22 protein-coding genes and 1 pseudogene are annotated in these 25,760 nt (G+C 38.9%); 20 read left to right on the top strand and 3 right to left on the bottom strand.

What is annotated here, in order from left to right:
• The first annotated feature begins 10 nt into the window (after positions 1-10).
• From SCSC_RS05385 to SCSC_RS05355, 7 genes are all read left to right on the top strand, one after another.
• Positions 11-1,108, top strand: a complete 1,098-nt coding sequence (locus SCSC_RS05385; RefSeq protein WP_006270698.1) for an NAD(P)/FAD-dependent oxidoreductase — start codon at positions 11-13, stop codon at positions 1,106-1,108.
• On the top strand, positions 1,109-1,579 hold the full coding sequence (locus tag SCSC_RS05380) for an 8-oxo-dGTP diphosphatase (RefSeq protein WP_006270651.1): 471 nt from the start codon (positions 1,109-1,111) through the stop codon (positions 1,577-1,579). It begins immediately after the preceding gene.
• Positions 1,580-1,721: 142 nt separating this feature from the next.
• Entirely contained in the window at positions 1,722-2,591 is an 870-nt protein-coding gene (rfbA, locus tag SCSC_RS05375) for a glucose-1-phosphate thymidylyltransferase RfbA (protein ID WP_006268635.1), read from the top strand.
• Between the two features lie 3 nt (positions 2,592-2,594).
• On the top strand, positions 2,595-3,188 hold the full coding sequence (locus SCSC_RS05370) for a dTDP-4-dehydrorhamnose 3,5-epimerase family protein (RefSeq protein WP_006270667.1): 594 nt from the start codon (positions 2,595-2,597) through the stop codon (positions 3,186-3,188).
• A gap of 31 nt (positions 3,189-3,219) precedes the next feature.
• Positions 3,220-4,266, top strand: a complete 1,047-nt coding sequence (rfbB, locus tag SCSC_RS05365) for a dTDP-glucose 4,6-dehydratase (RefSeq protein ID WP_006270678.1) — start codon at positions 3,220-3,222, stop codon at positions 4,264-4,266.
• A 34-nt stretch (positions 4,267-4,300) separates the two neighbouring features.
• Positions 4,301-5,320, top strand: coding sequence for a UDP-glucose 4-epimerase GalE (galE, locus tag SCSC_RS05360; protein WP_006270663.1), 1,020 nt, complete (start codon positions 4,301-4,303; stop codon positions 5,318-5,320).
• 258 nt (positions 5,321-5,578) lie between these two features.
• A complete protein-coding gene (locus SCSC_RS05355; protein WP_006270715.1) occupies positions 5,579-6,160 on the top strand; it encodes a class I SAM-dependent methyltransferase in 582 nt (193 codons plus the stop codon).
• 522 nt (positions 6,161-6,682) lie between these two features.
• Here SCSC_RS05355 and SCSC_RS05350 read toward each other — a convergent pair.
• A complete protein-coding gene (locus tag SCSC_RS05350; protein ID WP_006270659.1) occupies positions 6,683-7,765 on the bottom strand; it encodes a M24 family metallopeptidase in 1,083 nt (360 codons plus the stop codon).
• A gap of 264 nt (positions 7,766-8,029) precedes the next feature.
• Between SCSC_RS05350 and ccpA the strand changes: the two genes are divergently transcribed.
• The 13 genes and pseudogenes from ccpA to ftsY all read left to right on the top strand — a co-directional run bounded on the left by ccpA (position 8,030) and on the right by ftsY (position 22,775).
• Positions 8,030-9,034, top strand: a complete 1,005-nt coding sequence (gene ccpA, locus SCSC_RS05345) for a catabolite control protein A (RefSeq protein ID WP_006270669.1) — start codon at positions 8,030-8,032, stop codon at positions 9,032-9,034.
• A gap of 91 nt (positions 9,035-9,125) precedes the next feature.
• Positions 9,126-10,124, top strand: a complete 999-nt coding sequence (locus SCSC_RS05340) for an LTA glycolipid anchor biosynthesis glycosyltransferase, IagA/BgsA family (RefSeq protein WP_003068685.1) — start codon at positions 9,126-9,128, stop codon at positions 10,122-10,124.
• 1 nt (position 10,125) lies between these two features.
• The gene (locus SCSC_RS05335; RefSeq protein ID WP_006268747.1) at positions 10,126-11,439 is read left to right on the top strand and encodes a glycosyltransferase family 4 protein; all 1,314 of its coding nucleotides are present in this window, start codon (positions 10,126-10,128) and stop codon (positions 11,437-11,439) included.
• Between the two features lie 26 nt (positions 11,440-11,465).
• Positions 11,466-11,798: a hypothetical protein gene (locus SCSC_RS05330; protein WP_006268722.1), complete on the top strand. Its 333-nt coding sequence runs from the start codon at positions 11,466-11,468 to the stop codon at positions 11,796-11,798.
• Between the two features lie 300 nt (positions 11,799-12,098).
• Positions 12,099-12,800: a response regulator YycF gene (yycF, locus tag SCSC_RS05325; RefSeq protein WP_003035055.1), complete on the top strand. Its 702-nt coding sequence runs from the start codon at positions 12,099-12,101 to the stop codon at positions 12,798-12,800.
• The gene (vicK, locus tag SCSC_RS05320; protein WP_006270686.1) at positions 12,793-14,145 is read left to right on the top strand and encodes a cell wall metabolism sensor histidine kinase VicK; all 1,353 of its coding nucleotides are present in this window, start codon (positions 12,793-12,795) and stop codon (positions 14,143-14,145) included. The genes yycF and vicK overlap by 8 nt, the downstream gene beginning before the upstream one ends.
• A 1-nt stretch (position 14,146) precedes the next feature.
• Positions 14,147-14,950 (top strand): MBL fold metallo-hydrolase, encoded by an 804-nt coding sequence (locus tag SCSC_RS05315; protein ID WP_006270665.1) that lies wholly within the window; start codon positions 14,147-14,149, stop codon positions 14,948-14,950.
• A gap of 33 nt (positions 14,951-14,983) precedes the next feature.
• A pseudogene (locus SCSC_RS05310) lies at positions 14,984-15,297 on the top strand (DUF454 family protein).
• A gap of 135 nt (positions 15,298-15,432) precedes the next feature.
• Positions 15,433-16,131, top strand: coding sequence for a ribonuclease III (gene rnc / locus SCSC_RS05305; protein ID WP_006270710.1), 699 nt, complete (start codon positions 15,433-15,435; stop codon positions 16,129-16,131).
• Entirely contained in the window at positions 16,122-19,655 is a 3,534-nt protein-coding gene (gene smc, locus SCSC_RS05300; RefSeq protein WP_006270675.1) for a chromosome segregation protein SMC, read from the top strand. Before rnc ends, smc begins: the two co-directional genes overlap by 10 nt.
• A gap of 1 nt (position 19,656) precedes the next feature.
• Complete coding sequence (locus SCSC_RS05295) at positions 19,657-20,451, top strand: Cof-type HAD-IIB family hydrolase (protein ID WP_006270673.1); 795 nt, start codon at positions 19,657-19,659, stop codon at positions 20,449-20,451.
• Positions 20,451-21,263, top strand: coding sequence for a Cof-type HAD-IIB family hydrolase (locus tag SCSC_RS05290; RefSeq protein WP_006270725.1), 813 nt, complete (start codon positions 20,451-20,453; stop codon positions 21,261-21,263). Before SCSC_RS05295 ends, SCSC_RS05290 begins: the two co-directional genes overlap by 1 nt.
• Before the next feature lie 12 nt (positions 21,264-21,275).
• Positions 21,276-22,775: a signal recognition particle-docking protein FtsY gene (gene ftsY / locus SCSC_RS05285; protein ID WP_006270664.1), complete on the top strand. Its 1,500-nt coding sequence runs from the start codon at positions 21,276-21,278 to the stop codon at positions 22,773-22,775.
• A gap of 52 nt (positions 22,776-22,827) precedes the next feature.
• On the opposite strand, the gene zwf is transcribed toward ftsY, so the two are convergent.
• Positions 22,828-24,315, bottom strand: a complete 1,488-nt coding sequence (gene zwf / locus SCSC_RS05280) for a glucose-6-phosphate dehydrogenase (RefSeq protein WP_006270712.1) — start codon at positions 24,313-24,315, stop codon at positions 22,828-22,830.
• Positions 24,316-24,362: 47 nt separating this feature from the next.
• Positions 24,363-25,727, bottom strand: a complete 1,365-nt coding sequence (locus tag SCSC_RS05275) for an MFS transporter (RefSeq protein ID WP_006270697.1) — start codon at positions 25,725-25,727, stop codon at positions 24,363-24,365.
• Positions 25,728-25,760 lie beyond the last annotated feature (33 nt).

Below are 25,760 nucleotides of genomic sequence, written 5' to 3'. Positions count from 1 at the left end.
AGGAAATTGTATGAAAAAAGTAGCGATTATCGGAGCAGGGATTGTCGGATCGACTGCTGCTTATTATCTATCGAAAAATTCTATCTTTCAGGTGACCATTTTTGATCATGGAATAGGTCAGGCAACCAAGGCAGCAGCTGGTATTATCAGCCCATGGTTTTCCAAACGGCGTAATAAAGCGTGGTATCGTATGGCACGACTGGGAGCAGATTTTTATCTGGATTTGATAGCTGATTTACAGAAGGACGGTTTTGCAACGAAGTTTTATCAGCAAACTGGCGTCTTTTTGTTGAAGAAAAAAGAGAAGAGTCTGGAGACGCTCTATGAGTTAGCAGACCAACGGCGGCATGAGTCGCAACTAATTGGCAACTTGCAGTTATTTTCACGAGCGGAAGCAACGGAGTACTTTCCGGGGCTTCAGGGTTTTGACCGGCTGCTCTATGCTTCTGGAGGAGCACGCGTGGAAGGTTCTTTATTGACTCAGATTCTGCTTGCGGCTAGTGGTGCAAACCTAATCCAAAAGAAAGTAAATTTGGATATTCGAAATGATACTTGCTGGGTTAATCGTTCTTGTTTTGATCAAGTTATATTAGCAACAGGAGCGTGGTTGCCTAAGCTGTTGAAACCACTAGGTTATCAAGTGGATATTCGTCCACAAAAAGGTCAATTACGAGATTATCAGACTGGTCTGGTGACAAATGATTATCCAGTGGTCATGCCAGAAGGAGAGCTAGATATTATTCCTTTTCAAAATGGCAAAATCAGTATGGGCGCTACTCACGAAAATGAAATGGGCTATGATTTAAGAGTGGATCAAGACTTGCTGGATAAAATGGAACAGGAAGCTTTTTACTATTTTCCTAGCTTGTCTCAAGCAAACAGAATGAGCGAACGGGTCGGAATTCGAGCCTATACCAGTGACTTTTCTCCCTTTTTTGGTCAGGTGCCAGATCTTTCGCAAGTATTTGCAGCCAGTGGTTTAGGCTCTTCTGGTTTGACGACAGGTCCTCTCATCGGTTATCATTTAGCTCAGATGGTTCAGGGAAAAAGCGGTAGCTTAAATCCAGCGGATTATCCTATTGAAAGATACATTAAGACAGAGAAATAGATGACAGAAAAAATTTTAAATTGGGTTAATATTTGTGTGAAAAAAGGGGACAAAGTTCTTTTGCTTAACCGCCAGCATGATGATTTTAAAGGCTGGATTCAACCAGGTGGGAAAGTTGAGTTTCCAGAATCTTTTTTTGAAGCAGCTGTGCGAGAGTTGAAAGAGGAAACAGGATTGATAGCTTTGAATTTACAGCTTAAAGGCATTTCAGGTTTTACCAATCCGACAAAAGCAGAGCGTTATGTCTATTATGATTTTCTATGTGAGAATTTTGAAGGAGAACTACTAACAAAATCACGAGAAGGTCAGCCAAAATGGTGGTCAATTGATGAACTGGATTCAATATCTATGCAGGATGATATCAGGGATAGGCTTCCTTTATACTGGCGTAAAGGATCCTTTGAGCGTATTCACTATTGGGATGAAGAAAATCATTGTATCAAAGAAACCAAGACGATATTGTATGACTGAGTTAGCAATGATTTTAGGTTAAATGTAAATCTAAGAAACTCTTACAGGAGTGTGCTTTTAAATTTTAGTTTTTAAGTAAAAAGTGACATCCGCTTTCAAAAATGGTAAAATAAAGAGAATACATTAAGAGAGGAAACTCATTATGAAAGGTATTATTCTTGCAGGCGGCTCTGGTACACGTTTGTATCCTTTGACTAGAGCTGCATCTAAACAACTCATGCCGGTTTATGATAAACCCATGATTTATTATCCGCTATCAACCCTCATGCTGGCTGGTATCAAGGACATCTTGATTATCTCAACACCGACAGATCTCCCTCGCTTTGAGGATTTGTTGGGCGATGGCTCGGAGTTTGGTATCAGACTTTCTTATGCTGAGCAACCAAGTCCAGATGGCTTGGCGCAAGCCTTTATTATCGGTGCTGACTTTATCGGCGATGACCATGTGGCTTTGATTTTAGGTGATAATATTTATCATGGTCCAGGCCTTAGCAAAATGTTGCAAAAAGCTGCTTCTAAAGGAAAGGGAGCTACTGTTTTTGGTTATCAAGTGAAAGATCCAGAGCGTTTCGGTGTGGTTGAATTTGATGAAAATATGAATGCGATCTCTATCGAAGAAAAACCAGAACAACCCCGTTCTAACTACGCAGTTACAGGACTTTATTTCTATGATAACGATGTTGTAGAAATTGCAAAAAATATCAAACCTAGCCCACGTGGAGAGCTGGAAATCACTGATGTCAATAAGGCTTACTTAGACCGCGGTGATTTGTCTGTTGAGCTTATGGGACGTGGTTTTGCTTGGTTGGATACCGGCACACACGAGAGCTTGTTAGAAGCTGCTCAATACATTGAAACCGTCCAACGTATGCAAAATGTGCAAGTAGCAAACTTAGAAGAAATTGCTTACCGCATGGGTTATATTACCAAAGAACAAGTGCATGATTTGGCACAATCACTTAAAAAGAACGAATACGGTCATTACTTATTGCGCTTGATTGGAGAAGAATAAAACATGTTTGAACAATTTTTTGAAAAAAAATTAGCAGCTCGTAAGATTAAAGCCATTCCTGGCATGCTGGAATTTGATATTCCAGTTCATGGAGACAATCGTGGCTGGTTCAAGGAAAACTTTCAAAAAGAAAAAATGGTGCCCCTTGGTTTTCCAGAAAGCTTTTTTGCAGAAGGTAAGCTTCAAAACAATGTCAGCTTTTCCCGCAAAAATGTGCTCCGTGGACTCCATGCAGAACCCTGGGACAAGTACATTTCTGTCGCAGATGGCGGAAAAGTTCTCGGTTCTTGGGTTGATTTGCGTGAAGGGGAAACATTCGGAAATACCTACCAAACGGTCATTGATGCCAGCAAAGGAATTTTTGTGCCTCGCGGTGTAGCAAATGGCTTCCAAGTATTGTCAGATACGGTTTCTTATAGTTATTTGGTCAATGATTACTGGGCATTGGAATTGAAACCTAAGTATGCTTTTGTCAACTATGCTGACCCTGCTCTTGGGATTGAATGGGAAAATCTTGACCAAGCAGAAGTATCTGAAGCAGATAAGAATCATCCAATGCTTAAGGATGTTAAACCTTTGACCAAAGATATGTTATAATGCCCTCAGAAAAATAGGAGAAAATCTTTTCATGACTGAATATAAAAATATTGTAGTGACAGGTGGAGCAGGATTCATCGGCTCTAACTTTGTCCATTATGTCTATAATAACTTTCCAGATGTGCATATCACGGTTCTGGATAAGCTAACTTATGCTGGTAATCGAGCTAACATTGAAGAAATTCTAGGTGATCGCGTGGAGTTAGTTGTGGGAGACATTGCAGATGCAGAGATTGTTGATCAAGTAGCTAAGAATGCGGATGCCATTGTTCACTATGCGGCAGAAAGCCATAATGACAATTCGCTAAATGATCCTCGTCCATTTATCGATACGAACTTTGTTGGAACTTATACGCTTCTTGAAGCAGCTCGTAAATACGACATTCGTTTCCACCATGTGTCGACTGACGAAGTTTACGGAGACCTTCCTCTTCGTGAAGATCTTCCAGGTCACGGTGAAGGACTGGGTGAAAAATTCACACCAGAAACGAAATACAATCCAAGCTCACCTTATTCTTCAACTAAGGCAGCTTCTGATTTGATTGTCAAGGCTTGGGTGCGCTCTTTCGGTGTTAAGGCCACCATCTCTAACTGTTCAAACAACTACGGACCATATCAACACATCGAAAAATTCATTCCGCGTCAGATTACCAATATCCTTTCAGGCATTCGTCCAAAACTTTATGGGGAAGGAAAGAATGTTCGTGACTGGATTCACACGAATGATCACTCATCAGGGGTTTGGACTATTTTGACAAAAGGCCGTATCGGTGAAACCTACTTAATCGGTGCAAATGGTGAGAAGAACAACAAAGAAGTGCTAGAGCTCATTCTCAAAGAAATGGGACAGCCTGCTGATGCTTATGATCATGTGACAGACCGTGCTGGTCACGACCTTCGCTATGCGATTGATGCTAGTAAGTTGCGTAATGAACTTGGCTGGAAACCTGAATTTACTAACTTTGAAGCTGGTTTGAAAGAAACTATAAAATGGTATACAGACCACCAAGATTGGTGGAAAGCTGAAAAAGAAGCTGTCGAAGCTAACTATGCTAAGACTCAAAAAGTGTTGAAATAAACTAGTATTGAAGCTTTGTCTTTAAAGGAGAATCATGAAACATAAAATTTTAGTAACAGGTGGAGCGGGATTTATCGGAACTCACACCGTTATTGAGTTAGTTAATGCTGGACACGAAGTTGTTATTGTTGATAATCTAGTGAACAGCAGTAAAAAAAGTGTAGAAGTTGTAGAACGAATTGTTGGTCAAAAAGTTCCATTTTACCAAGTAGACATTCGTGACAAGAAGGCTTTACTTGAAATTTTTAAAGACGAACAACCGACAGGAGTTATTCATTTTGCAGCCTTGAAAGCAGTCGGTGAATCAACACAGATTCCGCTAACATATTACGAAAACAACATTACAGGAACATTGACATTGTTGCGTGTCATGGAAGAAGTTAAGTGCAAAAATATTATTTTTAGCTCTTCTGCAACAGTTTATGGTGATCCGCAGACTGTTCCAATCTTGGAAGATTTCCCGCTTTCAGTCACGAATCCTTACGGACGTACAAAACTAATGATTGAGGAAATGCTGACAGATATTTACAAAGCTGATTCAAACTGGAATATTGTTTTGCTTCGTTACTTCAACCCAATTGGTGCGCATGAAAGCGGTGATCTGGGCGAAAACCCAAATGGCATTCCAAATAATCTTTTGCCATACGTGACACAGGTTGCAGTTGGAAAATTAAAAGAAGTTCAAGTATTTGGTAATGACTATCCAACAGTTGACGGTACCGGTGTGCGTGATTATATTCACGTGGTGGATTTAGCAAAAGGACATGTCGCAGCTCTTTCAAAACTTGAAGGAGATGCAGGAATGAATATCTACAATCTTGGAACTGGTAAAGGATATTCTGTATTAGAAATCATTCAGAATATGGAAAAAGCAGTAGGTAAGCCAATTCCTTATAAAATTGTTGACCGTCGTCCTGGCGATATTGCCATTTGTTATGCCGACTCTACAAAAGCAAAAGAGGAATTAGGTTGGGAAGCACAATTTGATATTACGCGTATGTGCCAAGACGCTTGGCATTGGCAAAGCAAACATCCAAATGGGTTTGATGACTAAATAAAAGGATATTTCAACTAGTAAGCGAGGTTGGGATAATAGTTTCTCAACCTCGCTTTTTAATAGAAATAAGCCTGACGCATAGTAGTTGATTGCTCAACCTATTGCTTTGAGATTTGGGAAAGAGCTTGCTATTTTTTTAGGAAGCTTGTATGAATGATAAGCTGATAGTAATTTCAAAATGAATTTACTAAGAAATTAGAAAACCAGTTAAGCATTTTTCTGGAAGAATGACTTACTTTCTGTTAAACTAAAAGTATGGAACATAATTTTAATCGTAAAGCAGAATCATTTGATTCTCCCCAAAATAGATTTATTGCCGATCTCATTCGTCAAGAGTTGGAAAAGCAAGTTGTAGATTTTTCTGACAAGCATATTTTAGATTTTGGCGGTGGTACCGGATTGGTGAGCCTGCCATTGGCAACTCAATCCAAGTCAGTCATGCTTGTTGATATTTCTGACAAAATGCTTGAGCAGGCTCATCTAAAAGTAAAGAAGCAAGCCATTAATAACGTTCATTTATTGCAGCAGGATTTACTGTCAACTCCATTAAATCAATTGTTTGACATCATTTTAGTCAGTCGTGTTCTTCATCATATGTCAAATATTGAAGAAACGTTGAATGTGTTTAGAAATCATCTTGCTGATGACGGACAACTTTTTATTGCTGATTTTGTCAAAACAGATACAAATCATCATGGTTTTCATCTTGCTGATTTGGAAGGAAAACTGTCTCAAAGCGGTTTCTCATCAGTCCAATCTCAGATTATTTATAGTGCAGATAAACTCTTTTTAGGAAATTATGTGGAGCTTTTCTTGACACTAGCACAAAAAATATAGAATTGAACAAAAATCTTTTTTTGTAGACTTTGATTTTCTTTTACTTTATAAGTTCAGTATGAAAAATATTCTCGGATTTTACAGTAGTTACTGCCCCTATCAGTTGTTTATATTATAATAAGTATCAATATATAAAGGATTTATGGGTTTATGAAGGTATTGTCACAAGATTTTTTCGACGCATATCAGACTGACACTTTTTCATTAAACTGGAAGCATTCTACTAGAATAGTACATCTTTATTTTTTGAGTTTTCAAGTTATTTAATTTCATATTGAGCAGAACAAAGTGCGCTCCCATAATTTGGGAACGCACTTTCTCTATATTTCTTATATTCTTGAGCTTAACGATATAAGCTGGTCGGATGAACACCCAAGGGTGTTTGTACAGGTCAAACTTCTTCTAAGATAAGGTCAATAACCGTTAGATTGCAAGCTTTATTGAACATTTTTCGTGGTAAAATATTTCTGAGTTTCCACTTAATTTGTAGTTACTTTATTATACCAAGCCTAATTTTAGCATTTAATCAAAATAGAGTAAATCTTTGCTTGTGCTTGTAAAGACTTCAAAGCCATTTTTTGTGACATGACCACAGTCTTCGATACGGACACCGACTTTTTCTGGAATGTAAATTCCTGGTTCGACAGAGAAGCACATGCCTTCTTCGATAACCATGTCGTTACCTTCCATAATAGATGGAAATTCGTGAACACTCATACCAATACCATGCCCCAAACGATGATTGAAATATTCTCCATAACCGGCTTTTTCAATGACCGTGCGAGCAGCACGATCGACTTCATGAGCGGTTACACCTGGTTTGATAAAGTCTAGAGCAGCCCGTTGAGCTTCAAGTGTTAGATTGTAAATCTCCTTTTTAAATTGATCTGGTTTCCCAACAGCAACTGTCCGTGTCATATCGCTGGCATAACCGTTGACCATACAACCCAAGTCAAACAGAAGAAGTGCATTGTTTTCTACTTTGTTAGCACCTGGAATGCCATGCGGATTAGCAGCATTATTGCCTGTCAAAACCATCGTTTCAAAACTCATCTCATAGCCAAGTTGTTTGATACCGAAATCAATTTGAGCAATGATATCTGTTTCTGTCTTATCGAGAGAAATAGTATCAAAACCAATGCTGACAGCTTTATCCGCGTATTCTCCTGCGACAAACATTTTCTTGATTTCATCTGCTGATTTGATGAGGCGCATACGATTGATGTAAGGCGTTAAATTGGTAAATTCAGCTTGTTCGAAAACGGTGTGTAATCCATTGTATTTGGTCAAAATCAAGTTATCAAATTCAACAGCAATGTTTCGGAAACTGCCCGCTGGCAAGGCTGCTTTGATTTTTTTCCAAGGGTTCTCCGAGTCAACATAACCGACAACCTTAAAATTAACAATCGCACTAGCTCGTTCTACCTCAAGAGCAGGAACAAAGAGCAGCGGTTCATGATTTGTGAAAATAAAAAGAAACATTTGGCGTTCATGAGGGTCGCTATAAAATCCTGTTAAATAATTGATCGTGACAGGATCAGAAACGACAGCAACGTCTGCTTTTTCTGTTTCCAGATAAGAAATAATTTGATTTATTTTTGTCATTCTATTACCTTCTTTCTATGCTCTATTTTTGCAAAAAATAGAGCAAAAAGCAAGGGTAGAATGATAACTTTTTTAATACTTCAGAGATTTTATCAATTAAGTAAATTTTTCTTGTAAAATAATGGATAAAATTGCTAAAAAGTTACCGAAAGAACAAGATTTTTCAAAAAGTTATCAAAATGCTTGAAAGTGTTTCCAATAAGTGATAAAATGATTTTGGTAGGAATGTGAAAACGATATTTTCAATAATAGAAAGGATAATTTATGAACACAGACGATACTGTAACGATTTATGATGTCGCCCGTGAAGCGGGAGTTTCAATGGCGACCGTTAGCCGTGTAGTAAACGGCAATAAAAATGTAAAGGAAAATACAAGAAAAAAAGTCTTGGAAGTCATTGATCGCCTTGACTATCGACCAAATGCAGTTGCTCGTGGACTTGCCAGTAAGAAAACGACAACAGTAGGAGTTGTCATTCCAAACATTACAAGCAGTTATTTTGCAACGCTTGCGAAAGGAATTGATGACATCGCAGAGATGTATAAGTATAATATTGTTTTGGCAAATAGTGATGAGGATGATGACAAGGAAGTTTCTGTTGTCAATACCTTGTTCTCAAAACAAGTGGACGGCATTATCTTTATGGGATATCATCTAACAGAAAAGATTCGTTCTGAGTTTTCTCGTTCAAGGACGCCGGTTGTACTTGCAGGAACGGTTGACGTGGAACATCAATTGCCAAGTGTTAATATTGATTACAAACAAGCAACTATGGATGCAGTAGAGCGCCTCACTAAAAACAATAAAAAAATTGCTTTTGTGAGTGGACCTTTGGTAGATGATATAAATGGTAAGATTCGTTTGATTGGTTACAAAGAAGCGTTGAAAAAAGCAAAACTTTCTTATAGTGAAGGGCTTGTCTTTGAGTCTAAATACAGCTATGAGGATGGCTATCAATTGGCAGAGCGTGTCATTGCTTCTAAAGCGACAGCGGCCTTTGTGACTGGCGATGAACTGGCAGCTGGATTGTTAAATGGCTTATCAGACAAAGATGTAAATATACCAGAAGATTTTGAAATCATTACTAGTGATGATTCGCAGGTAGCACGTTTTACTCGTCCGAATTTGACGACAATTGGACAACCTTTGTACGATCTTGGTGCGATTAGTATGCGCATGTTGACTAAGATTATGCACAAGGAAGAGTTGGAAGAACGTGAAGTGGTGTTAGCTCATGGTCTTATTGAGCGCCGTTCAACAAGGAAGTAAGGGAGAGACCGCAAGGTCTTTTTCTTTTGCTTTTATAATGCATTGACCTTCTTGGTTTAATTTTTTCTATCTTTTGGGTATAATAGAAGACATGAAAGTATTACTTTATTTAGAAGGCAAGGCCGTTTTGGAAAAGTCGGGTATTGGTCGAGCTTTGCAACATCAGATGAAAGCTCTAGACTTAGCTGGGATTCCCTACACGACAGACCCTTCGGGAGATTATGATGTGGTGCATATCAATACCTATGGACCTAGGAGTTTGCGACTTTTGCATAAAGCTAAAAAGCAAGGAAAAAAAGTGATTATGCATGGGCATTCGACTAAGGAGGATTTTCGCAATTCATTTATTGGGTCGAATCTTTTTGCTTCTGCTTTTGGTAAGTATCTAGCACATATGTATCAAATGGCAGATTTTATCATTACACCGTCGGAGTATTCCAAAAAGTTAATCCAGGCTTATGGCGTGACAACACCAATTGTGGCTGTTTCTAATGGGATTGATCTCAATAAATATAAAAAAGATCCTCATAAAGAGATGGTATTTAGAAAGCATTTTAATATTCAAGAAGGTGGTAAGGTAGTTGTCTGTGCAGGGCTTTATTTCAGACGCAAAGGGATAGAAGACTTTGTAGAAGTAGCACGCAGAATGCCAGATGTTCGCTTTATTTGGCTGGGAAGCATTAATAAGTGGATTATTCCACGGAAAATCAGAAATCTTGTACTGTTTAATCATCCTAAAAATGTTGAATTTCCAGGTTATTTCAAGGGGGCTGTTTTTGAAGGAGCTATGAGCGGCAGTAGTCTCTTCTTTTTCCCTAGCTATGAAGAGACGGAAGGAATCGTTGTGTTGGAAGCGTTGGCTAGTCATCAACACGTGGTTTTGCGAGATATTCCCGTATATGAGGGCTGGATTGATGAGCAATCAGCTGAATTGGGGCATAATGTAGATGAATTTGTAGACTCTATCCAAAAGATTTTGGATGGTAAAGTAGATAAGCGAGAAGCTGGCTATAAGGTGGCGCAGAGTCGTTCAATTGATGATGTGGCTTATAAACTTGTGGATGCTTATCAAGAAGTATTGGAGATGTAGCATGCGAATTGGTCTTTTTACGGATACCTATTTTCCTCAAGTTTCTGGAGTGGCAACGAGTATTCGTACTTTGAAAACAGAATTAGAAAAGCTTGGACATACTGTTTTTATCTTTACAACGACAGATAAGGATGTCAATCGCTATGAAGATTGGCAAATTATTCGAATTCCGAGTGTGCCATTTTTTGCTTTTAAAGATCGTCGGATTGCCTATCGTGGTTTTTCAACAGCCTTAGAAATTGCACGTCAATATCAATTGGATATTATTCATACTCAGACTGAATTTTCTTTGGGTCTATTAGGTGTTTGGATTGCGAAAGAGTTGCGAATTCCAGTTGTTCATACTTATCATACACAGTATGAGGATTATGTACGCTATATTGCTAAAGGCATGGTTATTCGTCCTAGCATGGTCAAATACATTGTTCGCGGATTTATGAGTGATTTGGATGGTGTGATTTGTCCGAGCGAAATTGTTTATGACTTGCTCATGAAATACAAAGTAAAAGTAGAAAAACGTGTTATTCCAACTGGAATTGAGTTGGCTAAATTTGAACGTCCAGAAATTACTTCTGAAAATATTGCAGATTTGCGAGACAAATTAGGGATTGCTAAAGATGAAACCATGCTTCTCAGTCTGTCGCGTGTTTCTTATGAAAAGAATATTCAGGCAATTTTAGCTGCTCTGCCGGCTGTTTTGGAAGAAAATCCAGATGTGAAATTGGTAGTGGCAGGAGATGGACCTTATTTGTCTGACTTAAAAGCACAAGCCAAACGGTTGAACATTATAGATGTAGTTATTTTTACAGGTATGATTGCACCCAGTGAGACAGCCTTGTATTATAAAGCGGCGGACTTCTTTATTTCAGCTTCAACTAGTGAGACGCAGGGTTTGACTTATTTAGAAAGTCTAGCCAGTGGCACTCCGATTATTGCTCATGGTAATCCTTATCTAGACAATGTTATCAACAATAAAATGTTTGGAACGCTTTATTATGAAGAACGTGATTTGGCGGGAGCAATTTTGGAAGCTGTTATTGCAACACCGGATTTAGATGAAAAGAATTTTGCTGCAAAATTATACGAAATCTCTGCTGAAAACTTTGGACGTCGTGTCTATGAATTTTATCTAGATTTGACCATTTCAAAAGATTTCAACAATGACTTGTATCCAGAAGTTTCAGCCAGCAGGAGGTTGGCACAATCAGTTATGCATTTGCCACAAAAAGCAATTGCTCTTCCTGTAAACGGTTCAGCGCGAATATTTAAAGCCTCAAAACGACAAATCAAAAATATACAGAAATACCTAAAATAAAACTTCTAGACCAGTGAGGTAAGAAAATGCGGCGTGCTCTTCCTTTCTTAGCTATATTACTCTTTTTCTATTTATTATTTGATGGCATTGTTCAGATGATACCGATGGACGAATTGTTACGAAAGAGTTTGGTGGTGAATAATCTTCTTGTTTATTCACCACTGGCAACATTCTTTGTGGCAGCTATTTATGCAGGTTTGTACGGTTTTTCTCGTCGTTTCGTGCTTTTAGCGACGTTGATGTTTTTTGTGACTATTTTGACCTTTGGTGAATGGATTTTACTATATCATGTGGCTTATTTTATATGTTTATTAGTGGGGACGCTGCTGGGTTATGGAGTATTTCGCTGGAGAAAGTGAGATAAATGATCACTAAGCAGTTGGACATTTGCTCCTTTAGGAAGTTACTACAGTAGCAGTGAAAAGTTAAGATCATTGCAGCGTGTCTTGGAATCTTTTCATAAAAATTTAATGAATGGTCTAAGACTTTTGTCTTGACCTTTTTTGATATTCAAAAGAACGCCCTATCGAAGAGAATGTGTTATATTTTTAACATATTTGTTCTAAAATTGTAAAGTAAAGAAATACTGTTTTATGGGTTGAATTGGTAAATTTTAAGGAAATTTTGGTATAATGAAAAGATAGAAAAAGGTGAATAAAATGAAAAAAATATTAGTTGTAGATGATGAGAAACCAATCTCAGATATTATAAAATTTAACATGGTAAAAGAAGGTTATGAAGTAGTGACAGCCTTCAATGGTCGTGAAGCATTAGAGATGTTTGAAGCAGAACGTCCAGATATTTTGATTTTGGACTTGATGTTGCCTGAACTGGACGGCTTAGAGGTGGCGCGAACGATTCGGAAAACGAGCAATGTTCCCATCATCGTTCTTTCTGCCAAAGACAGTGAATTTGATAAAGTCATTGGTCTCGAAATCGGAGCAGATGACTATATGACAAAGCCGTTTTCTAATCGTGAGTTACAGGCGCGTGTCAAAGCTATTTTGCGTCGCACAGATTTGACAATTGAAAATCAAGAAGCAGAAGCTGCTCCGACAGAAATTGTGATTGGAGATTTGCAGATTTTGACCGATGCTTTTGTCGTGAAAAAGCATGGTGAAGAATTGGATTTAACACACCGTGAGTTTGAATTGCTACACCATTTGGCCACGCATATCGGGCAAGTAATGACGCGTGAACATCTACTAGAAACGGTGTGGGGATATGATTATTTTGGAGATGTTCGGACTGTTGATGTGACAATTCGCCGTTTGAGAGAGAAGATTGAGGATATTCCTAGCCGACCAGAGTATATTTTAACACGGCGCGGTGTTGGATATTATATGAGAAACAATGATTGATAATATTAGACAATTTGTTGTATCAAGGGATTTTGTTTTTGTCTTACTTATTTTAGGATTTATTTTGGTCATTACGCTGCTCTCCTTGGAAAACAGACGTGATAATATTCGTATTCGCCGATTGAATCAAAAGGTGAAGGATTTAATCGCGGGAGATTATTCAGAAGTTTTAGATATGCAAGGTGGTCCGGAAATTACTGATATTACAAATAGTATCAATGACTTATCTGAGGTAATTCGCCTAACGCATGAAAATTTAGAGCAAGAAACCAAACGCTTGTCTAGTATTTTGTCCTATATGACAGATGGCGTTCTTGCGACCAATCGTCGTGGGCAGATTATTATGATTAATGATATGGCGACCAAGCAATTGGGAGTCAAAGAATCTGAAGCACGAAAGATGAATATCTTAAAATTGTTGGATGTTGAAGACGAATATGATTTACGAGACTTGATTACGAAAGTTCCAGTGTTGACCATTGATTCGCAGGATGAAAATGGAGAGTTTTTAAGTTTACGTGTCCGATTTGCCTTGATTCGTCGAGAGTCAGGCTTTATTTCAGGGCTGGTTGCTGTGCTGCACGATACAACGGAGCAGGAGAAAGAGGAGCGTGAGCGGAGACTATTTGTTTCCAATGTTAGTCATGAATTGCGTACTCCCTTGACCAGTGTCAAGTCTTATCTGGAAGCATTAGATGAAGGTGCCTTGTCAGAACCAGTCGCACCAGATTTTATTAAGGTTTCGTTAGATGAAACCAATCGGATGATGCGAATGGTTTCAGACTTGCTGAGTTTGTCACGTATTGACAATGCTACCAGTCATTTGGATATTGAGCTGACGAATTTTACAGCTTTTATCACGTTTATTTTAAATCGTTTTGACAAAATCAGAAGTCAGAATGATGATAAAAAATATGAAATCATTCGTGATTACCCCATTAACTCCATCTGGGTTGAAATTGATACGGATAAGATGACACAGGTTATTGATAATATCATCAATAATGCTATTAAATATTCTCCTGACGGCGGTAAGATCACAGTGGGTATGAAAACAACCGAGACCCAAATGATTTTGTCTATATCAGATGAGGGCTTAGGAATTCCCAAAAAAGATTTACCGAAAATTTTTGACCGCTTCTATCGTGTAGACAAAGCAAGAAGTCGTGCACAAGGTGGATCCGGATTAGGTTTAGCTATTGCTAAGGAAATTATTAAGCAACATCACGGATTTATCTGGGCAAAGAGCGAGTATGGCAAAGGCTCAACCTTTACTATTGTCCTGCCTTATGATAAAGAAGCTGTCAAAGATGATGATTGGGAAGAAGATGAATTAGAAGGGTAGCATGAACGAGAAGGGATTTAAGTACAGTATTTTAGCGTCAGGTTCTACTGGCAATTGTTTCTATTTAGAAACCCCAAAGAAGAAGTTGCTGATTGACGCCGGCTTATCTGGAAAGAAAATTACCAGTTTGCTGAGTGAAATTGATCGTAAGCCAGAGGATTTGGATGCTATTTTGGTGACGCATGAACATAAAGACCATATTCATGGTGTGGGTGTTTTAGCACGGAAATATCATTTAGATATTTATGCTAATCAAGATACTTGGAATGCTATGGAAACAGCACTTGGAAAGATTGATGTCAGTCAGAAGCATATTTTTGAAATGGGAAAAACGAAAACATTTGGTGATATTGATATTGAAAGTTTTGGGGTCAGTCATGATGCGGTTGCACCACAATTCTATCGATTGATGAAAGATGACAAAAGTTTTGTTTTGCTGACGGATACTGGTTATGTCAGCGATCGGATGGCAGGAATCATTGAAAATGCAGATGGCTATTTGATTGAATCCAATCATGATATTGAAACCCTGCGCAGTGGTACTTATCCTTGGAGTTTAAAGCAGCGAATTTTGTCTGATCAAGGACATTTGTCGAATGATGATGGTGCTGAAACTATGATTCGCGCTCTAGGGATACGGACAAAGAAAATCTATCTAGGACATCTCAGCAAGGAAAATAATACTAAAGAATTGGCTCATATTACAATGGTCAATCAATTGGCACAGGCTGATTTGGCAGTTGAGCATGATTTTCACATTTATGATACCTCACCAGATACGGCAACTCCATTGACTGATATTTAGGAGAGTCAATGTGAATTTTTATTTAATCATTTCATTGCTTTCACTGCTTTGGGGGCTGCTCTTGTTGAAGCTCTCCTTTTACTGTTGTCTGTTGTTTGTTTTTCACGCAGTTCTAAGCGGTTTGAACAATGGTTGTACCACACTAAGTTGTATCAAATCTATGTAGCAGACTTTCGTGAAACAGGAGTTATTGCTTATGCGCGGAAAAAAGAATTCTCATTTTTATTTATATTCTAATGGGAATTCCAATCCTATTTGCACTAATTATTTGAGTCAAACTTGCTTTGGTGGGACTCACTCTTTTTATAACTTACTATTTATTCAAAGTTATTCCAGATAAGGAATGAAAATTCATTTCATCTCTAGTGAACTTTTGCTATCAAATTCTTGGTATCGTTGGAGTATCAAGGATTTTTTTGATATAATAATAGAGAATTTGTTTTCGTTTTAAAAGAAAAAAGTTCTTCTTGAAAGGAGAAAAAATGAGAGATTTACATAAAGTTTTGAGTAAGCAATTTGGAATTGTCTTCCAAAATGAGAGGTTGTTGGAAACAGCTTTTACTCATACTAGCTATGCTAACGAGCACCGCCTCTTAAACATTTCACATAATGAGCGCTTGGAATTTTTAGGAGACGCTGTTCTGCAATTATTGATTTCAGAATATCTGTATAAAAAATATCCGAAGAAACCAGAAGGAGACTTATCAAAACTCCGCTCGACGATTGTGCGTGAAGAAAGTTTAGCTGGCTTTAGTCGAGATTGTCAGTTTGATCAATTTATCAAATTGGGTCGTGGCGAAGAAAAATCAGGTGGTCGCAATCGTGATACCATTCTCGGCGATTTATTTGAGGCCTTTTTAGGTGCCCTTCTGTTAGATAAGGATGTGGAAGCCGTTAAGAAATTCCTTTATCAAATCATGATTCCAAAGGTGGAAGTAGGAGACTTTGAGCAGGTGATTGATTACAAGACCAAGCTACAAGAACTGCTCCAAGTCAATGGTGATGTTGATATTGTCTATCAAGTTATCTCTGAGTCTGGTCCAGCTCATGCTAAAGAATTTGATGTATCTGTGTCAGTAGATGGCAGAGTGGTTGGGCAAGGGCAAGGTCGCTCTAAGAAATTAGCAGAGCAGGAAGCTGCAAAAAATGCGTTTGAAAAGGAAAATTATTCATGTATTTAAAAGAAATTGAAATTCAAGGTTTCAAATCTTTTGCAGATAAGACTAAAGTTGTTTTTGACCCAGGAGTGACTGCTGTCGTTGGGCCAAATGGATCAGGAAAGTCTAATATCACAGAAAGCCTGCGTTGGGCGCTGGGAGAATCTAGTGTTAAAAGCCTTCGTGGTGGCAAAATGCCAGATGTCATTTTTGCGGGTACGGAGAGCAGAAAGCCGTTAAATTATGCTTCGGTTGTGGTCGTATTGGATAATAAAGATCGTTTCATCCAGCAGGCTGCAGATGAGATTCGTGTAGAACGCCATATTTATCGCAGTGGAGACAGTGAATATAAAATTGATGGCAAAAAAGTGCGCTTGCGAGATATTCATGACTTGTTTATGGATACTGGACTTGGACGAGATAGTTTTTCTATTATCTCTCAAGGAAAGGTAGAAGAGATTTTCAACAGTAAGCCAGAAGAGCGCCGTGCTATTTTTGAAGAAGCAGCTGGAGTGTTGAAATATAAGACCCGCCGTAAGGAAACCGAAAGCAAGCTAACTCAAACACAGGATAATTTGGATCGTTTGGAAGACATTATTTTTGAGCTAGATAGTCAAGTAAAGCCGCTTGAAAAGCAAGCTACGGTAGCTAAGCAATTTTTGAAATTAGACGAAGAACGGCGAACTCTTTATTTGGATGTATTGATTGCCCAGATTGTCGAAAATAAAATGCGGCTGAATACGACGGAGGGACAGCTAGCAGGCATTCAGCAGGATTTATCTGCTTATTACAATAAGCGAGATCAGCTGGAGCAAGAAAATGCTCTTCTAAAAGAAAAACGACATGCTTTGCAAAAACAAATGGCAGATGATCAAGCAAGTCTATTGGAATTAACACGTTTAATCAGTGATTTAGAACGTCAAATTGAAGTTTCAAAATTGGAGTCTAGTCAAGCTGCTAGCAGTCGGAAAGAAACTGAAGAACGTTTACAGGGACTAGAAGAAAAACGAGCTGTGGCTCAAAAAGAATGGCAGGAAAAAAATGAGCAACTGATCGATTTTTCGAAAGAATTAGAGCAAAATCAACAGGCTATTCATAAATTGGAAGCTGAAATTGAGACTTTTTCGGATAATCCCGATCAGATGATTGAAAAATTACGCGGTAAATTTGTTCAATTGATGCAAGAAGAAGCAGACTTGTCAAATGACTTAACTGCTTTGGAAAGCCGTTTAGCCAATGAATTGCAATTATCTGAAAGCAAGCAAGCAGAGTTTGCCAAGTTACAAGAAAATTTAAAAAACACACAAGCAAACGAACAGAACCAGCTAGAAGATTTGGAAACAGCTCGACAGTCGGTTCAACAGTTGTTGGTAGATTACCAGGAACAGCTTAAGCGAGTTCAAAGTGTGAAAGAAGAGTATCAGCAAAATCAAGCAGCAATGTTTGATATGATGGATGATGTAAAGAATAAAAAGGCACGCATTGGTAGTTTAGAAGCTATTTTAAAAAATCACAGTCATTTCTATGCTGGGGTAAAAAGTGTGCTGCAAGAAGCAGATCGATTAGGTGGAATTATTGGGGCTGTCAGCGAGAAATTGCGCTTTGACCCACATTATCAAACGGCACTTGAAATTGCGCTTGGAGCAAGTAGCCAGCATATCATCGTTGAAGATGAGCAGGCAGCAACACAAGCGATTGAATTTTTAAAACGCAAACGAACAGGACGGGCGACTTTTTTGCCATTAACAACGATTAAAGCACGCCATTTGCCAGATCATCATCGAGCGATCATTGAAAAGAGTACTGGTTTTCTTGGTCTAGCTTCATCTTTGGTGCGTTATGATATGAGTTTAGAGCATATTTTCCAAAACTTGCTGGGAACGACAGCGATTTTTGATACGGTAGAAAATGCCAGAGCAGCTGCTCGCAAAGTTCGTTATCAAGTACGAATTGTTACGCTGGATGGAACAGAGTTGCGAACAGGTGGTTCTTATGCGGGTGGCGCTCATCGGAATAACAATACGATTTTCATCAAGCCGGAGCTGGAAGCTTTGCAAAAGGAACTTTCTGAGAAGAATGTGATCTTAGCAGAACAAGAGAAGAGAGTGGAAGATTTGCACACGCTGTCAATTCAATCCACGAATCTTTTGGAAGAAATAAAAACAGATGGTGAGGAAGCACGGTTAGCCGAACAAAAGGCTCAATTTGCCTATGAGCAAACACACAAACAAGTTGAAGACTTATCTGAGCTTCTGACTTTGCAAGAACGCGAGCTATCTCGCGAGGTGCTTCCTGACATGGCAGAACAAAAAGAAACACTAATCAGGCGTCTTGCAGAGATTGAGCAGGAAAAAACAGAAACAGAAACAGAAATTGAACAGATTAAGTCAGATAAAGACGCTGTTCAAGCGCGTCTAGATAAATTAACAGCACGCTTATCTGAGCTTCGTTTGGCTCGTACGGAAGTGACAGGTCATCAGCGTTATGTTCAGGCAGATCTCACCCGTTTATCTCATGAACAAGCTGAATTGGATAAAGAGATTTCAACTTTACAATTCTTGATGGAGCAAACGGAAGAGACGATTGCAAAAGTAGATATTGCTATCTTAGAAGAGCAGTTAGCAAAGGCAATGCAAGAAAAGACAGCTTTGAGTCAAGCAAGCATTCGTCATCAGTTTGAGTTGGACGATTTGGAAGGTCAAACCGAAGACATTACGAGTCATTTGGAACAAGTGCGCCACCAAAATGAAGATTTAATTCGCAAACAAGCCAAAACAGAAGCTGAAAAAGATAAGGTTGCAGACGTCCTTCGTCGTCTTCTGACGAATTTGACAGATGATTATCAAATGTCTTTTGATGAAGCTAGCAAACAGGCTCACCCACTAGAAAATCTAGCTGTTTCTGAAACTAAGGTCAAGGACTTAGAAAAGGCTATTCGGGCACTAGGCCCAGTCAATCTTGATGCGGTAGAGCAATTTGAAGAAGTCAGTCAACGCCTGCATTTCCTCAATACTCAAAGAGATGACGTACTTTCTGCGAAAAATCTACTTTTGGAAACCATCGAAGAAATGAATGACGAAGTAAAAGAACGCTTCAAATCAACCTTTGAAGCAATTCGTGAGAGCTTCAAAGTGACTTTCAGACAGATGTTTGGCGGCGGTTCAGCGGACTTGATTTTGACCGAAGGCGACCTGTTGACTGCGGGGGTAGAAATTTCGGTTCAACCGCCCGGCAAAAAAATCCAATCACTCAATCTGATGAGCGGAGGAGAAAAGGCGCTATCAGCCTTAGCATTACTCTTCTCCATTATTCGTGTCAAGACGATACCATTTGTCATTTTGGACGAGGTGGAAGCTGCACTTGACGAAGCTAATGTCAAACGTTTTGGCGACTATCTTAATCGCTTTGACAAGGACAGCCAGTTTATTGTGGTAACACACCGTAAAGGAACGATGTCCGCAGCAGACTCTATCTATGGGGTAACCATGCAAGAGTCCGGTGTATCAAAGATTGTTTCCGTTAAATTAAAAGATTTAGAAAGTATGTAAAATGAATATAAAATTAGTTGCAACAGATATGGATGGCACCTTTTTAGATGACAAAGGTCAGTTTGACATGGTTCGACTTAAGAACTTATTGCTTCGTTTTAAAGAAAAAAGTATCTATTTTGCAGTAGCCAGTGGACGCGGTTTGCTGTCATTAGAAAAGCTATTTGAGGATGTGCAAGATGAGATTATCTTCATTGCTGAGAATGGTAGTTTGGTAGAATTTCGTGGAAAAGATCTTTATGAAGCAACAATGTCTAAGGATTTTTATCTATCAGCTTTTGAGAAATTAAAAACATCTCCATATATCAATATCAATGAATTGCTTCTGACAGGGAAAAAAGGTTGTTATGTCTTGGAGACAGTTGATCCAGCTTATTTAGCTTTCAGCACTCATTATAATGAAAATATCCAAAAAGTTGCTCGCTTGGAGGATATTACAGATGAAATTTTCAAATTTACCACCAACTTTTCTGAAGAAACAGTTGCTGCTGGTGAAGCTTGGGTTAATCAACACGTTCCTGGTGTCAAAGCCATGACAACAGGCTATAAGTCAATTGATATTGTCCTAGACTATGTGGACAAGGGCGTTGCCATTGTCGAATTGGCAAAAAAATTAAATCTTGAGATGGATCAGGTCATGACATTTGGTGACAATCTGAATGATCTACACATGATGCAAGTAGCAGGTTATCCCATTGCCCCTGAAAATGCTCGTCCAGAGATTTTGGAAGTAGCCAAAGAGGTCATTGGGCATCATGCGGCACATTCAGTGATGACGTATATGGAGGGCTTATAATGGCAGATATAAAATTGATTGCCTTGGATTTAGACGGAACTTTACTGACTTCTGAGAAAAACATTTCAGAGCGAAATTTGGCAGCTCTTAAGATGGCTCAAGAGCAGGGAATCAAGATTGTTTTGACGACCGGTCGCCCTCTAAAAGCAATGGAGCTTTTCTTAAACGAACTGGGCGTAGCCAATCAAGAGGACGAATACACCGTTACTTTTAATGGTGGTTTGGTGCAACGCAATACAGGTGAAATTCTTGATAAAACAGTTTTTGCCTATGACGATGTGGCTCGTATTTTTGAGGAAACAGAAAAGTTAGGCTTGCCACTAGATGCGATTTGCGAAGGAACTGTCTACCAAATCCAGTCAGACCATGAATCGCTTTACCAAACTTGCAATCCTGCTTTAACATTTGAGTCGGTTTCATTTGCAGACTTATCTAGCCAACAGACTTATAATAAATGTGTAACAGCTTATGCACCAGATCCGCTTGATCGTGGCATCGCTCAGCTTTCGTCCGATTTATTTGACAAATATGAAATTTTTAAGTCGCGCGATATGCTGTTAGAATGGTCTCCGAAGAATGTTCATAAGGCAAATGGCTTAGAAAAATTGATTGCTCATTTAGGAATTGAACAAAGTCAAGTCATGACCTGCGGAGATGAAGCAAATGACCTGTCTATGATAAAATGGGCAGGGCTTGGTGTAGCTATGCAAAATGCAGTAGCAGCAGTCAAAGAAGTCGCCAATGTAGTGACGCCGATGACGAATGATGAAGATGCTGTTGCTTGGGCTATAGAAAAATATGTACTGAAATAAAGGAGGAATCTGATGGGGTTATTTAATCGCCTTTTTGGTCGCCAAAAAGAAGAAAAACCAGTTGAAAATATTCTTGAAGAAGCTGTACCAACAGTACCAGAGGATAATCAAGGAAAGAATCTAGAAATAGCAGAAAAGGATTCTGTAGAGAATGCGCGATCTGAGAATCTAGATGAACAAAAGCTCCAGACAGAACTAAAAGAACGGCTTGCTGAGGATAAAACGCGTCTTGAAACCATTCAAGAAAAAGTAGAAGAAATAGACTCGGATATGGCCGAGACAGAAGCAAGGATAGAGTCAGATGAAAGAGATTCACAAGTTCCAGAAAGCCATGCCTTGCAAAGTGAAATGGCAGATTCACAACCCGTAAACAAAGAAAAATCTTTTTCTCAGACTCTAACCCAGCAAGCAGGTGCTGCTGATTTACAGGCTCGTTTAGTGGAAGCTAGACGACTACAAGCAGAACAAGAAAAAATGAGGCAACTGGACGAAGCGAATGCAGCAAGTGCAGAAACAATCTCGGAAAACTTTTCTAGCCTAACATCAACTAATGAAGCAGTTGATGCAAATTCATCTATTCAGGAAGAAACGGTTCAGGAAAAGTATGACCGCAGTCTCAAAAAGACGCGGACAGGATTTGGAGCCCGCCTTAATGCTTTTTTTGCAGCTTTCCGTTCTGTAGATGAGGAATTTTTTGAAGAGTTAGAAGAACTCTTGATTACGAGTGATGTTGGGGTGCAAGTTGCCTCCAATCTGACTGAGGAATTACGTCAAGAAGCTCGCCTTGAAAATGCTAAAAAACCAGATGCCCTTCGTCGGGTCATCATCGAAAAGTTAGTAGACATCTATGAAAAAGACGGTCAATTTAACGAAAAAATTAATTTACAAGACAGTCTGACAGTTATGCTTTTTGTAGGTGTGAATGGAGTTGGAAAGACCACTTCCATCGGGAAATTGGCTTATAAATATAAACAAGCTGGCAAAAAAGTTATGTTAGTTGCAGCAGACACTTTCCGTGCAGGAGCTGTTGCTCAACTGGTAGAATGGGGGCGTCGAGTAGATGTTCCTGTTGTGACAGGTCCAGAAAAGAGTGATCCAGCCAGCGTTGTTTATGATGGCATGGAGCAAGCAAAGGCTGAAAATGTAGATATTCTCATGATTGATACAGCTGGACGTTTGCAAAACAAAGATAATCTCATGGCAGAGTTGGAAAAAATTGGACGAATTATTAAACGGGTAGATCCTGTTGCGCCGCATGAAACTTTCTTAGCTCTGGACGCTTCGACGGGACAAAATGCCCTTGTTCAGGCGAAGGAATTTTCAAAGATTACGCCAGTAACGGGGATTGTTTTGACAAAAATTGATGGAACTGCGCGTGGTGGTGTCGTTCTTGCAATCCGCCAAGAACTTGATATTCCAGTTAAACTGATTGGATTCGGAGAAAAAATTGACGATATTGGAGTATTTAACTCTGAAAACTTTATGAAAGGGCTCTTGGAAGGATTGGTATAAGAAAAAAGACTTGCAATTCATTCATTTTGCAAGTCTTTTGCGTATATTTACTTTAACCCAATCGTCCTTCTTTGCGATAGGTTTCGTCTGGTTGCCAATTCCAATGAGCTTCAAATTGGTTAAGGAGATCAAAGCTAGCTTTGGGTCCCATAGTACCTGATTTGTATTGATGAAGAGGGACTTCGTTGTTTGCCCACAGGGATTCAATACGATCAATCAATTCCCAGCTAGAACGTACTTCGTCCCAATGGCTGAAATTGGTTGAGTCATTGTTTAGCACATCGTAGATGAGCTTCTCATAAGGTTCTGGTGATGCGCCAGAAGCGGTTGCATCTGTACGATAATCAAGTGTCAGCGGAGCTAAGTTAAATTGCTCGCCTACTTCTTTGCCATTCATGCTAAGTGAAAATCCTTCAGTCGGCTGAATGTAAATCGTCAGTACATTTGGTTGAAGCGAGGAGCCGAAAATAGATTCTATTTGTTTGAAAACAATGTTGACATGGGTTCCTTTGGCAGTGAGACGTTTTCCAGTACGAAAGAAGAATGGCACACCACGGAAACGATCGCTGTCCACAAAGAACGCACCAGAAACAAAGGTTTCAGTGGTAGATTCTGGCTCAACATTTGGTTCACTGCGATAGGAAATATATTTTTTTCCGTCCACTTTTCCAGAAGTGTACTGACCACGAATGAAAAGTTTTTTCAGGTCATTATCGGTAGATTTGTGCAAGTGCTTGAAAACCTTAATTTTTTCAGCCCGAATGTCATCTTTAGTAAATGCTTTGGGCTTATCCATAGCAAGTAAAGACAGGAGTTGAAGCGTATGATTTTGCACCATATCACGCAGGGCACCTGAATGATCGTAATAGCCACCGCGCTCTTCCACGCCTAACTTTTCCGCAAAGGTAATCTGTACATTGTCAATATAATCACGATTCCAGACATTTTCAAAAAGAAGATTAGCAAAGCGAATGGCAAAAATACTTTGAATCATTTCCTTGCCGAGATAATGGTCAATACGGAAAATCTGCTCTTCGTCAAATGTTGCTAACAAATCATCGTTTAGTTTGCTAGCAGAGGCAAGATCTGTGCCGAAAGGTTTTTCTACAATTAAGCGTTCAAATCCTTTCCCGTCTACAATTTGCTCGGATTTGAGATGTTTGGCAATCGTCCCAAAAAACTGAGGAGCCATAGATAAAAAGAACAATTTATTGTGTTCTGCTTGATAGTGCTCATTGAGATGATTTTGTAGTTTTCTTAATTCAATATAATGCTCGGTATCTTGGACATCGTGACTTTGGTAATAGAAATGGCTAGCAAAGTCTTGCGCTTGCTCAGGGCTGTCTGCGAGGTCTGTAATAGACTCAACCACGACAGATTCAAAATATTCCTTGCTCCAAGGTCTGCGAGCAGTTCCGATAACTGCAAAATGTTTAGACAAATTACCAGATCTATACAATCTAAAAAGAGAAGGATAAAGTTTTCTTTTTGCCAAATCTCCACTGGCACCAAAAATTGTAATAATCACTTTTGAAGACATTTTGAACACCTGTTTTCTAATATTTTATTTATTTTATCATAAATTGATTAAAATTTCCGAGTTTTGATAGCTCGAAATAAAGAGTAAAAGAGATAAAAAATAAGGATAACAAGGAAGAACAGGAGTAGAAAGACAAGATGCACACCGGTCGTTGTATTAGGAGATTGATTAACGATCATAGCAGCGATAGCTGTTCCCAAAGCACCGGCAAATGTTTGAGCCGTTTGAAAGAGTGCTGTAGCATCTGGTGATTTCTCACGGCTAATTTGTGAGACAGATAGAGCCATAGTGTTATTGAATGCCATATTACGCCCGATTGTAAAGAAAATATAAGTAAGAATAATCAGTGGTAGCGTTAAGGATTCCGTAAAGAATGCAAAAACGGAAATAGCTAAGAAAAAGAGAAGATTCCCACCATATAGGGAAAGTTTTGCTCCTTTGTTATCATACAATTTTCCTAAAAAAGGTGCTGAGAAAGCTCCCAACATTGTTCCGGGCAGCAGTGCAAAACCAGCAGCAGAGGTAGCTTCGTGTTTTACTAAAACTAAGAAATTAGGAATCAGAAAATTGGCTGATAAATTTGAAAATTGGTAAAGGAAGAACGGAATGATTCCAAGTAAAATAGCTGGATTTTTCAAAATACGAATATCTAAAAAAGGATGTTCCACTGTTAAACTTCTCCAAATGAAAAGTAGAAGTGATAATAAAAAGATGATGACGAAGCTCCAATTAAAACTACCTTCTTCTAAGCTAGAAATCATCATAATAGAAAAAGTCAGTGAAAGTGTAAGAAGCAAGAAAGAAATCCACTCAAAAGGACGTTTTTGTTTATTGGGGGTATTTTCTAAAAAGAAAAATCCTAGAATGAACGAGATGATCGAAACTGGCATGATGAATGTGTAAATCATGTGCCAATCAAACAAGCCAATCATAAAGCCGCCGTAAGTTGGACCAATTGCAGGTGCTAGGCTGATCACTAGCCCAGTCAGCCCCATATAAAAGCCAATTTGACTGCGTGGAATCCGTTCTACAATCAAGTTAAACATTAACGGTATGGCTATTCCAGTGGCAGCGCCTTGTAGAATCCGCCCTAGCATTAGTAGGGCAAAATTAGGAGCAAGCATCGCCACACCATTTCCGAACGTAAAAGTAACTAGGCTGGTGAAGAGAATTTTTCGTTCAGACCAGTTGTGTGCTAGTGTGGCTCCGAGTGTAATCGTAATGGAAACAGCAAGCAAGTAGCCTGTCGTAATCCATTGCAATGTGCCAAGGTCTGTATGAAACACTTTCATAAGATGCGGAAAAGTGACATTCATACTGGTTTCAGAAAGAATTCCAGCAAAAGCAATTAGTGCTGTGGCAAAAATGGATAGCAAGGTTTTTCTTGAAACAGGTTGGTTGTGTTCTGACATAGTATCTCCTAAAATTATAAATCTCTCTTATTT

The sequence above is a fragment of the Streptococcus constellatus subsp. constellatus genome (genome assembly GCF_023167545.1).
Classification (GTDB): Bacteria; Bacillota; Bacilli; order Lactobacillales; family Streptococcaceae; genus Streptococcus; species Streptococcus constellatus.
Note: the sequence above shows the minus strand (reverse complement) of the source record. Positions and strands in the feature narration are given on the sequence as shown.